Source organism: Clostridiaceae bacterium (assembly GCA_012840395.1).
Classification (GTDB): Bacteria; Bacillota; Clostridia; order Acetivibrionales; family DULL01; genus DULL01.
In genome coordinates this window covers 1-11,472 of sequence record DULL01000089.1, presented here as the reverse complement: position 1 = coordinate 11,472, position 11,472 = coordinate 1, and the positions used below count along the sequence as shown (strand labels likewise).

The 11,472-nt window shown below is 34.3% G+C and carries 13 protein-coding genes and 1 tRNA gene; 7 read left to right on the top strand and 7 right to left on the bottom strand.

Annotated elements, in window-relative coordinates:
* The first annotated feature begins 144 nt into the window (after positions 1-144).
* From GXX20_10115 to GXX20_10105, 3 genes are all read left to right on the top strand, one after another.
* The gene (locus tag GXX20_10115) at positions 145-528 is read left to right on the top strand and encodes a hypothetical protein (GenBank protein HHW32007.1); all 384 of its coding nucleotides are present in this window, start codon (positions 145-147) and stop codon (positions 526-528) included.
* Between the two features lie 185 nt (positions 529-713).
* Entirely contained in the window at positions 714-1,106 is a 393-nt protein-coding gene (locus GXX20_10110; GenBank protein HHW32006.1) for a carboxypeptidase regulatory-like domain-containing protein, read from the top strand.
* A 174-nt stretch (positions 1,107-1,280) separates the two neighbouring features.
* A complete protein-coding gene (locus GXX20_10105; protein HHW32005.1) occupies positions 1,281-1,973 on the top strand; it encodes an N-acetylmuramoyl-L-alanine amidase in 693 nt (230 codons plus the stop codon).
* 38 nt (positions 1,974-2,011) lie between these two features.
* Here the strand turns inward: GXX20_10105 and GXX20_10100 are convergent, their stop codons facing one another.
* The 3 genes from GXX20_10100 to GXX20_10090 form a co-directional block, all read right to left on the bottom strand.
* Positions 2,012-2,431 carry an OsmC family protein gene (locus tag GXX20_10100; protein ID HHW32004.1) on the bottom strand — a complete coding sequence of 140 codons (420 nt, stop codon included), beginning with the start codon at positions 2,429-2,431 and terminating at the stop codon, positions 2,012-2,014.
* 136 nt (positions 2,432-2,567) lie between these two features.
* On the bottom strand, positions 2,568-2,948 hold the full coding sequence (locus GXX20_10095) for a zinc ribbon domain-containing protein (protein HHW32003.1): 381 nt from the start codon (positions 2,946-2,948) through the stop codon (positions 2,568-2,570).
* Between the two features lie 138 nt (positions 2,949-3,086).
* Positions 3,087-3,169: transfer RNA gene (locus tag GXX20_10090), tRNA-Leu, on the bottom strand.
* 191 nt (positions 3,170-3,360) lie between these two features.
* Here GXX20_10090 and GXX20_10085 point away from each other — a divergent pair.
* Positions 3,361-4,305 (top strand): DUF624 domain-containing protein, encoded by a 945-nt coding sequence (locus GXX20_10085; GenBank protein HHW32002.1) that lies wholly within the window; start codon positions 3,361-3,363, stop codon positions 4,303-4,305.
* A gap of 80 nt (positions 4,306-4,385) precedes the next feature.
* On the opposite strand, the gene GXX20_10080 is transcribed toward GXX20_10085, so the two are convergent.
* From GXX20_10080 to GXX20_10065, 4 genes are all read right to left on the bottom strand, one after another.
* Positions 4,386-4,874, bottom strand: a complete 489-nt coding sequence (locus GXX20_10080; protein ID HHW32001.1) for an ACT domain-containing protein — start codon at positions 4,872-4,874, stop codon at positions 4,386-4,388.
* 86 nt (positions 4,875-4,960) lie between these two features.
* Complete coding sequence (locus tag GXX20_10075) at positions 4,961-5,716, bottom strand: 4-hydroxy-tetrahydrodipicolinate reductase (GenBank protein HHW32000.1); 756 nt, start codon at positions 5,714-5,716, stop codon at positions 4,961-4,963.
* Positions 5,717-5,752: 36 nt separating this feature from the next.
* Positions 5,753-6,631, bottom strand: a complete 879-nt coding sequence (locus GXX20_10070; GenBank protein ID HHW31999.1) for a 4-hydroxy-tetrahydrodipicolinate synthase — start codon at positions 6,629-6,631, stop codon at positions 5,753-5,755.
* Between the two features lie 165 nt (positions 6,632-6,796).
* Positions 6,797-6,958: a hypothetical protein gene (locus GXX20_10065; protein HHW31998.1), complete on the bottom strand. Its 162-nt coding sequence runs from the start codon at positions 6,956-6,958 to the stop codon at positions 6,797-6,799.
* A gap of 255 nt (positions 6,959-7,213) precedes the next feature.
* On the opposite strand from GXX20_10065, the gene GXX20_10060 reads away from it, so the two are divergent.
* From GXX20_10060 to tgt, 3 genes are all read left to right on the top strand, one after another.
* Positions 7,214-8,884: a SpoIID/LytB domain-containing protein gene (locus GXX20_10060; protein ID HHW31997.1), complete on the top strand. Its 1,671-nt coding sequence runs from the start codon at positions 7,214-7,216 to the stop codon at positions 8,882-8,884.
* 192 nt (positions 8,885-9,076) lie between these two features.
* A complete protein-coding gene (gene queA / locus GXX20_10055; GenBank protein ID HHW31996.1) occupies positions 9,077-10,102 on the top strand; it encodes a tRNA preQ1(34) S-adenosylmethionine ribosyltransferase-isomerase QueA in 1,026 nt (341 codons plus the stop codon).
* A gap of 79 nt (positions 10,103-10,181) precedes the next feature.
* A complete protein-coding gene (gene tgt, locus GXX20_10050; GenBank protein ID HHW31995.1) occupies positions 10,182-11,303 on the top strand; it encodes a tRNA guanosine(34) transglycosylase Tgt in 1,122 nt (373 codons plus the stop codon).
* The last annotated feature ends 169 nt before the right edge of the window (positions 11,304-11,472 follow it).

Here is an 11,472-nt window from a genome sequence, read left to right as displayed (position 1 = left end):
GCAGCTTAAAAGGGATACACATCGCAATCCATATTTATGTATATATGTAAAAACTGCTCATGTAGCTTATTTTGAAGAAATCGAAAATCTAAGATAATGCGAGATAATGAAAGAAAATTAGAGATTATAGAGGGAGGGTAGTATATGTTGGATATTGATTTCAATGCATTAAAAGCTGAATTAAAAGCTGAGCTAAAAGCTGAATTGGAGGCAGAATTTGTTGATACCAATCAGGATGTTCAGTTCAAAGAGAAGGAGATTAATGACCAGAAACAGTACAACAAGCAGTTCAACTACAATGTACTCACACAGAAACAGTACCAGGGCCAGAAGGCAGCTGCTGACAATGATGCCGACAATGATGCAGATAACTTTTCTACAAGCGGAGCTAAAGGCGAATCAGTTTTAAAAACCAAATTACAGTCCCAAAACAATGTGACTAACGAAGTTAAAGTAGATAATGAAGCTGATGCAAAAGCTAAAGCTGATGCAAAGGTAGAACCTGACAGAAAACCTAAATTCATATAATATGAAAAAGTATAGTGGGGATTATCCCCGCTATTACATAAAATATATTAAAATTAAAAGCAATTCCGGCTTAATTAATCTTGCTTAATAAGTGATATAATTTTAGTATTAGTTTAATTTTAGTTTTAAATTAGTTTAATATAGACCGGTTATTGAATATTTGTGAATCTATAGGGAGTGGAAAAATGGATTTGAAAAGAGAAAGTATACAATTTAATTCTCAGGATCTGGACCAGGAGCAAAATATGGATGTTAATCCTGTTCAGCTTAACACTCAAAGTATCCGTATCTTTATAAATAACAAAGAAAATGATTTTTCAGGGAAAATTTCAGGTGTTACTTATTTAGAAAAAGGTAAAGTGGCAGCAAATGCAAAAATTGAATTATTTTTCGGATGCAAAAGCGATTCTCCGGTACTTCGGACAAATTCAGACAACAATGGCAATTATGTTATAGATAATTTACCTCCTGGATTTTATATAATGGTTGCCAGAAACAATGATGGATTTAAATATCAATCCCATTATATTAAAGTTCTTCCTTGTCAAAATGTACATCACTCAATACTTCTAAAATGAACAAATCTTTTTTATACTTCTTTAGTAAACAAATTTCTTTTTTCTTTTGATTTCGCATGGGATATGATTTATAGATAAAAATACCTGTTTTTTTGATAAACATAATGTAAAAGATATAATATATGAAATTTTGCCGGACATTCTGCAAAGATTTATTATGAGAGGTACTGAAAAGTGGCTCATATAAATAATAGGTTTTTAAAATATATAATAATTGTAGCAATAATTGTTTGTTTTATCCCGCTATTTACTCGGGATACAGAAGCTAAAACAAAAACCATTGTAATTGATCCAGGGCATGGAGGAATAGACTTTGGATGTTCAATTGGAAATTTGCATGAAAAAGATATTGTACTGGATATATCAAGAAGTTTGAAAAAGTATCTGGAAGATAAAGGTTATAAAGTATTAATGACAAGAAGCTCTGATATTTCACTATACAAACAAAGCAGAAATGGGAACACTATTCAAAGAAGGGATTTAGACGCCAGGGTTAAGATGATAAATAACGCCAATGCTGATATATTTGTCAGTATTCATGTAAATAGTTATCCAAGTGATACAAGTGTCAACGGATCAATTGTATTTTATTTCAGTGACCAATATGTTCAGTCAAAACGGCTGGCACAATATATACAGAAATCCCTTAACAGCTTGAGCTTAAATGGAAATATGAGAATGCAGCACAAGGCGAGAGGTGAAGATTTCTATATTTTAAGAAAGACTGCCATTTCCGGTGTTTTAGTAGAAACTGCATTTATAACTAATCCGGAAGAGCGTAAGTGTCTTACTACAAATGAATATAAAAATAAAATAGCAGAATCTATAGCCTTTGGAATTGAGAAGTATTTTAACAGCAAAGAATAAAAAAATTAGCAGAAAAAGAAACAAAAGCTTCTGCTCTGCTATTCTTCAATTATTATATCGTAGGTGATTGGAGCTGCTTTTCTCAGCATTGCAGCAACACCGCAATATTTTTCCTGGGACAAAGAAACTGCCTTTTCAATATTCTTTCTGGGCAGGTTTTTACCTTTAAATCTAAATGTTAAATGAATGTTCAGGTATACTTTTGGATGTTCTTCAGCATTCTCTGCTTCTGCTTCTATAGTGAGGCCTTCTAATTCAATTTTCATTTTTTTCAGTATGGACATAATATCTATGCCAGTGCAACCAATCAAACCTGACAATAAAAGTTGTTTAGGCCTGGGGCCAAGATCATTGCCACCAATACTTTCAGGAGCATCTGTAATTAGTGTATGCCCGTCAAGGTTCATCTCAAAGGCCATATTGCCTTTTAAATTTGCCTCAACTTTTGTTTTACTCATTAACCTTATTCCTCCATATTTCAAATTTAATATATTTCAGATTTATTTTATATTACTTCTATTATTATTGTTATAATTACCACATAAACGATAAATATTAACACAAATTCCTAGCATAAGTATTTTTATAATAAAGCTATAACTTACCACCGCAGTAGGGGCAATAGCTGTAGGAAGTATCAGACCTAGCTCCACAGTTTCTGCATTGTTTGTATAAATGATTTTGATATCCGGAATATGCTGAATGCAGGTGTTCTTCTTTAATTTCAGGATTATTGCCTCTTTCAATTTCCTCTCCTACCTGAGAGTCAAGTTCATACATACTGTCGCAACAGGTAGGTCTAACATAATATTTAGTATTCCATCTAAAAGTAGGTATAAAGAATATATGAAAATAAGAGTAAGACTTGAAGATTTCAAAACGTGTCAAAGCACCACAGGCAGGACATATAACATTATTGTATGTTCCTATTTGTTTATTCTTTTGATCAATTCCAAATATACCGATAAAAAACATACTAGCTGCACGCTCCTTAAAAAATACGAAATAAGTCCTATTGAAAAAGCAACATAGTAGTATTAATAATATATTGATGTATTTATTATACATGAATTAGACAAATAAAAAAACCACTGTTCAACAGTGGTTTGAATTTGGTGCGGTCGATGGGACTTGAACCCATATGCTCTCGCATACGCCCCTCAAACGTACGTGTCTGCCGATTCCACCACGACCGCATTTATTTATTAAAGTCAGCAAATACAATTATACTAACATAAAATTTATGTGTCAAGCATTTATATGAAAATCTTTATTGAATACTTTATGCATTTTTATATGTATTTGTTAATTATTATTGATATGATTTGGGACAACTGATAGAATATTTACTGGATGCGCAAATAAGCAGCGAAAGGAATGATAATAAATGGCAGGTTTTTTTGGCTTCTTTGATTATACAAAGCCAGGACCTGGTGTAGAGAAGGATGCACCACCAAAAGCGAGAATAATAGTGTTTTTTGAGATTTTCTCAAGAAAGTTTTGGAATTTGATAAAAATTAATATGTTATTCGGGTTGTTTAATTTACCTGCAATTGTTTTAGTATTGTTTGCCTCAATGTTTATTTTTCAGGATTTAATTGCAGGCGATGCACTTACTGATCTCCTAACGAGAATCATGATAGGTTCGGTTTTATTATGTATACCGGTTGTTACAATTGGTCCAGCTCAAGCAGGTTTCACCTATATTATGAGAAATTATGCAAGGGAAGAACATGCATTTATTTGGTGGGATTTTAAAGAAAATGCCATTAAAAACTTTAAGCAAAGCATCATTATTTCTCTTATAGATTTGCTTGCTTTAATTCTTATGGGCATTGCAATGAATTTTTATTTTTCTTTTAATGAATTGGGGATATTTAATGGTGTTGCAACAGGTCTCCTGATAATGACATTTATTATATTTCTTATGATGCACCTTTATATTTATCCCATGCTTGTTACTTTTAAACTTAGTGTATTGCAAATCTATAAAAATGCGCTTCTTTTTGCAATGCTTAAGTTCTTGCCCAATTTAGGAATATTAGTTTTATGTACTGCAATAATATTGCTTTCATTCTATTTTCCTGTAATTGGAATTATATTGCTATTATTTATTACTTTTAGTTTTATCGGACTTATTACTAACTTTTATGTTTATCCCAGTTTAAAGAAATATATGATAGACAAGCTGGAAGAAGAAACTGAAGATGATGAAGAAGATGAAGATAATGAAGAGAATGACAATGAAGAAAATGAAGAAGATGATGAAGAATTTAATACAGAAGGTGAAACTGAAGGTAGTAATGAAGAAGCAGACCAGTCAGAAGACTAAAGATATGATAGTAATTTATAGTCTATAAAATAAAAAATCCCAGGTTTAACCGCTAAAACCTGGGATTTAAATCTTTGTCCCTAATTCATGTCAACTTCCTGTAAGTTGAATTCTTTTTTTATAGAATTAATTGCCTTATCTGCGTCCTTGTCAAATATTAAACAGGATATATCAACTTCAGAAGTAGTAACCATCTTTATTTCAATATTATTATTGGCAAGGAGGGTAAACAGCCTTGCTGCAACTCCTGGAAGTTCCCTCATCTGGTTGCCGAACACAGATATTTTTGTATTATCGGCGTCTACCTGAATTGACAAGGATGGAATTTTCTTTTTATAACTATTTAATGATGAAATAGCTGTAACCAAATCCTTTGAGGATATGCTAAAGGACAGATTTATAATGCCTTTAAGCGGGGGAGACTGGGTTATCATATCCACATTGATATTTTTTGTTGCAATAGTATTAAAAATATCAGATATAAGATCGTAATTAACCGGCAAGTTATCAATTGTAATTATTGCAACATTATATGTAACAGACAACTTTGTAATGGGATTCATAAACATTTCTTCACCTCCTGCATTATTTTGTCCCTGATTTTTAAAAATTAAGCGGCAGTATTATATAATGGGGCAGTATTATGAAACACATTCTAGTCCGAAACCAGATCTGTCATATTATATAAACCCGGGCTTTTCTTACTGATAAACCTGGCTGCTTCCAAGGCTCCCACAGCAAAAACATTTTTGCTTAATGCAATATGCTTAATTTCGATAATTTCATCATTGCCTGCAAAAATAACTTCATGTTCACCTACAATTGTTCCGCCTCTGATTGCATGGATGCCAATTTCATCCTTGTTTCTTTTCTTTCTTCGGGAGTGCCTGTCATAGGTATATTCTTTTCTTTGCTCCAGAACGGAGTTTATTGCATCAGCTATGGCCAAAGCAGTTCCGCTTGGTGCATCAAGCTTTTGGTTATGGTGTTTTTCAACTATCTCAATATCAAAATTATTCTCCAGTGTCTTTGCCGCTTTCTTAACCAAATCCATTAGTAAATTAACACCTAGGGACATATTTGCAGAAAAAAACACAGGTATCTTTGCAGCTGCTGTTTCCAAGGCAGTTTTCTGAAGTGAAGATAGTCCAGTAGTTGCCACAACTAACGCTATATGTTTTTTTAGTGCAAAATCCAAAATTTTTTCTAAAGCGTCTGGATTTGAAAAATCTATAATTACATCAACTTTCACATTTACTTTATTAAGGTCTGTGAAAACAGGATAGCTGCTAATAATATCATCTCTGATGTCATAACCCGCGACTATCCTCATATCTTCATAATCTGCTACGGTCTTGCTGATTACCTGACCCATCTTACCGTTGCAGCCACTCATTAGTATATTTATCATATAATCTCATCCTAACCAAATTGTATTATATAAATTTTAAATCAGGCCATATTCTTCCATAGCTTTTTTCAGAAACTCAAAATTCTTTTCTTCCATATCTACAAGAGGCATGCGGCATTTACCGACATTCATGCCCATGAGGTTCATGGCCGCTTTTATAGGTATGGGACTTACTTCAATAAACAATGCTTTGATTAAATTAATGGCTTTAAGTTGTATTTTTCTGCTTCCTTCAACATCTCCAGCCAAAAATTTAGCTACTATGTCATGAGTATCCTTAGGGATAATATTTGACATAACTGATATAACACCTTTTCCTCCAAGGGCAAGCATTGGTACTATTAATCCATCTTCCCCCGAGTATATGACCAGGTCGTCTCCACAAGCATGAATAGTTTCAGCCACTTGCGACAGATTACATTCTTTTATACCTACTATGTTTTCAATCTCCGATAATGCTTTTGCAGTTGCGGGATTTATATTGAGGTTTGTTCTGGAAGGAACATTGTACAGTATTACCGGAATTTTAATACTGTTTGCAATAGCCTTAAAATGTTCATAAAGTCCCTTTTGCGTAGTTTTATTATAATACGGTGTAACACTAAGTATTGCGTCGGCACCAGCATCCTCGGCATATTTGCTAAGTTCTATTGCATGCCTGGTATCATTGCTTCCGGTTCCTGCAATAACAGGAACTCTCCCTGCCACTTGTTTTACTGCAAAGCTTATCGCAGCCTTGTGTTCTTCATCAGGCATAGTAGAGGCTTCACCTGTGGTACCACAAATGATAATAGAATCAATACCTTCTTTTATCTGGAACTCAATTAGTTCACCAAGTTTATCAAAGTTAATTCCGTCATCAGTGAAAGGTGTTATAATTGCTGTACCTGCTCCAATAAAGACAGGTTTTTTCATAAAAACACATCCTTTCATTTCATTAAAATAAAAAAGCCGCTTGAGCATCAGCGGTTCCCTATAATAACTATATTCTGCTTTAAAGTAAAATATACACAGAATATAGTACTATTTAAGAACAGATAGCTCTCCATCATTTCTTTATTAACGATGACAGTTGTATGGTTATTCACCGTACAACCAGGATAAATCTCTATGGGGGAGAAAATCCTTCGGCATTTTTTCCTTTCCATCCACATCATTGAATCCCACATTCTCAGTGAATATACTAATAAAAAATGCGCCTCTATCCTTTTCTCTTATATTTTGTTTTTTATATATTATCATTTTGAGCAAGCAAGTGTCAATGCTTTTTAGATTTTTTGAATTTCGTTAAAAAGTTTCCATAGGTACATTTAGGAAGTATGAGAACTACCCCTCTGCTTTTCCTCAGCTTTTAACCCTTTGCTTTTGTTATCTTTTTATGACAGGAAAATTACATTATTGTTAAGCGTGAGAAAATAGCAGGAAAATAATTCTTTTTGTCGAATAATCTCCAATGAATTTACACATAGGATAAAAATAGAAAGTGGAGGAAGAAAGGTGAGGCATCTTAGATTATTTTGTGTTGTTTTAATTATATCGTTACTGTTAATTTCTTCACCGGTATTTACATATGCTTCGATACAAATTCCGGAAATCGTAAAAATAGGTATTCTGTTTAATGATTCAAAGATAGGTGTCAGAACTGCAGTATCCAGTTTTACTGCAAGTTCCGATAATGGTATTCAGGTAGGATTCTTTAAAGACAATATATTTACTGCGGCCCATTTAGAAAATCCTTTTAATAAGGTAATAGTCAGAAAAGATAGTTATTTTGTAATAACAGATAAGAGTATATCTGAATACAACCCTTTATCTGAGAAAATTCCCGAGGGGGAAAGAATAGGCCCTTTCCATGTAAAGATAGGAGAAGACTTTGAAGATTTAAATAAACTGTATGAACTTCTGATTGTGATAAAGAACCAGGGAATTAACGCTTATCCGGCATATGCGGGAAAATGGCAGATATGGTCTGGATTTTATTTAGATGAAACTCAGGCATTGGAGTCGCTTGAAAACAGTATAAAACCAAAACTTGGCGATGGAATTTATGAGATCATTTTACCATCAGAAAGCAGAGTAGTTGCACAGACTGACAATGGAGATATTATAACGGTTATTGATGGTATCCATGGAACTATGCGCCTTCATCCGGTGGAAGGCGATGCGACACCGGTAATTAGTGTAAATGGTGTAAGTTACCGTGGTGATATAGAAGTTGGGAGATATGATTTAAGTGATATGACTGTAATTAATGTTCTCCATCTTGAAGAGTATTTATACGGTGTAGTTCCTTGTGAAATTGAAGCTTCATCCCATCCGGAAGCATTAAAAGCCCAGGCAGTAACTGCCAGGACATATACAATAAATAATATTGGCAAGTACAGCCATATTGGATTCGATTTGTCCAATACCACGTACTGCCAGGTATATAAAGGATATTCCAGGGAAGATGCCAGGGTTAACCAGGCTGTTGATGAAACTAAAGGAAAAATTATAACTTATAACGGTATGACAGCACAGGTATTTTATTTCAGCTCCAGTGGCGGCAGGACTGAAGATGTAAAAAATGTATGGGGAAGTGAAATTCCATATTTAGTAAGTGTTGAAGATAAGTATGAGTCCGGCAATTCATGGAATTATACCTGGGAAGCTACCTATACGGCAGAACAAATAAAGGAAGCCATGCTATCTAAAAATTACGACCTGGGGAATATTTTGGGAGTTGAAATAACCAAGATATCAGAATCCGGCAGAGTTACTGAACTTGTTATCTACGGTACCAAAGGCCAGAGAGCTTTTACTAATTCAGCTACCAGGTCAGTCTTAAGCCAGCTGAATAGTCAATGGTACAGAATTGAAACAGATGCAGATGTATATGTACTTGATGGAAACAGCGGGAATATCGAAAAAACTAATCTATTAAGTAAGAAAATTATATCTTCAGAAGGCATACAGGATATTAAGGTACAGAGCGGCAAAATGACAGTTATTGGAGCAGAAGGCATAATAGAAACGGTTTCAGTAATCCCTACAGCTTATAAATTTTCGGGAAGAGGCTGGGGACACGCAGTCGGAATGAGCCAGGAAGGTGCGAAAGGTATGGCTTTAGCTGGTTTTAATTATGAAGAAATACTCAAACATTATTTTCAGGGTACTCAGATTCAATAATTCTATAATTTTTTAAGAATATACTCATAAAATGCTCCTTTTCCTTCATGGGAGCATTTTTCATATGATATGGATATATAAATCAGCCTTTGTCATAAAACATGTTGTATAATTTCCCATAATAGTGTATTATTTTTTTTGTCGTGGAAAAACTGTGTTTAATGCTGCTTTTTTAGAAACGGAGCGTATTGGATGAAAGTAAAGGAATTTTATTATTATCTGCCTCCTGAATTAATTGCCCAGGAGCCTGTTGAGCCAAGGAGCAAATCCAGATTAATGATACTGAATAAAAGTACCGGAGAGATTAGAAATCAAATATTTGAAGATATAATAGACTATATTAATCCTGGAGATTGCCTGGTACTAAATGATACAAGGGTAATCCCTGCAAGACTGCTTGGGAAACGGGAAGATACAGGCGGGAAAATTGAGTTTGTTTTATTAAAGAAGATAGAAGAATCTTTGTGGGAAGTAATTCTAAAACCTGGGAAAAGGGCAAAAACAGGAACAAGGTTTGTTTTTGGAGATGGGCTTCTGAAAGCCGAGATTGTTGATGTGATAGAAGAAGGAAACAGGATTGTCAGATTTGAATATGACGGCGTTTTTGAGGAGGTGCTTGACAGGGTTGGCATAATACCGTTGCCTCCTTACATAACAAAAAAACTTGATGATAGTGAAAGATACCAAACGGTATATTCCAGGCATAAGGGTTCTGCCGCTGCCCCTACTGCAGGACTTCATTTTACTAATGATCTTTTGGAGAAAATACGTGAAAAAGGCGTTCAGATTACTTACCTTACTTTGCATGTAGGGTTAGGGACCTTCCGGCCGGTTAAAGAAGAGGAAGTACAAAAACATAAGATGCATTCTGAATATTATGAAATAACAGATGACGCGTGTAATAAAATAAATACTGCCAAAAAAAGTGGAAATAAAGTAATTGCTGTAGGCACCACCAGCTGCAGGGTACTTGAAACTGTCGGCTGTGATGATGGTATGGTAAAATCGGCAGCAGGATGGACAGATATATTCATTTATCCGGGTTATAAATTTAAGGTTGTTGATGCACTAATTACCAATTTTCATTTGCCAGAATCTACACTAATAATGCTTGTAAGCGCATTTGCAGGAAAGGACCTGATTTTTAAGGCATATGAAAAGGCCATAGAGGAAAAATACAGGTTTTTTAGTTTCGGGGATGCCATGTATATTTACTAAATATGATTCTTTATTAATAGTATTTATTTTAGTATTTATTTATATTTTTTATTAGCAAGGAGAATGGGGAACTGTATTGATGTCTGTGATAAGATATGAATTAATTAAAACATGTAAACAAACAGGAGCAAGATTAGGAAGAATCCATACTCCCAGAGGAATTATTGATACTCCTGCTTTTATGCCTGTAGGTACACAGGCTACGGTAAAGGGTATGTCACCTGATGAATTAAAAGAAATGGATGCTCAGATAATTCTGAGCAATACATATCATTTATATATTAGGCCAGGGCATAAATTGATTGAAGAAGCAGGCGGACTTCACAAATTTATGAATTGGGACAGACCCATACTTACTGACAGCGGAGGGTTCCAGGTTTTCAGTTTAAGCGATCTCAGAGACATAAAAGAAGAAGGAGTTACTTTTAAATCCCATGTAGACGGTTCCAGGCATTTTATTTCGCCTGAAAAGTCAATTGAGATACAAAACTCCCTGGGTTCAGATATTATTATGGCATTTGATGAATGTATTCCATACCCCAGCGATTATGAATATACAAAAAGATCTGTTGAAAGAACTACCAGATGGGCAAAAAGATGTAAAGATGCTCATAAGTATCCTGATAAACAGGCACTTTTCGGCATTGTACAGGGAGGTATGTATAAAGACTTACGGGAAAAAAGTGCTATGGAATTACTGGAACTGGATTTTCCGGGATATGCTATTGGAGGATTAAGTGTAGGTGAACCTGCCGAAGAGATGTACTCAATGCTGGATTGTACTGTACCATTATTACCTGCAGATAAACCCAGATATCTTATGGGCGTTGGAAGTCCCGATTATTTAATTGAAGGGGCAATAAGAGGAATAGATATGTTTGATTGTGTTCTTCCCACCCGTATAGGAAGAAATGGAACTGTTTTAACCAGCTGCGGCAGAATAATTGTTAGAGATGCTAAATATGCAAGGGATTTTACAAGTTTGGATCCGGAATGCAGCTGTTATGTATGCAGAAACTTTACCAGGGCATATATCAGGCATTTACTAAAAGCAAAAGAAATTCTCGGATTGCGTTTAACTACCTGGCATAATATAAATTTCCTATTAGACTTGATGAAAAAGATAAGACAAGCTATAATTGAAGACAGACTTGGAGATTTTAGGAATGAATTCTTCAATAAGTTTGGTTATAAATGTTAATTTATAACAGGACATGTTGTTTGAATTGTTTGAAAAATAAGATTTAAAGACGTGCTATGAAAAGTCAACAAATATTTAATTGTTCTTTGACAACCACATAGAGATTCTGGTACTAACGAGAGTTTGTGGGTGACCATTGATAGTTAGGGTCAAAAGGCCTGTTATCTTT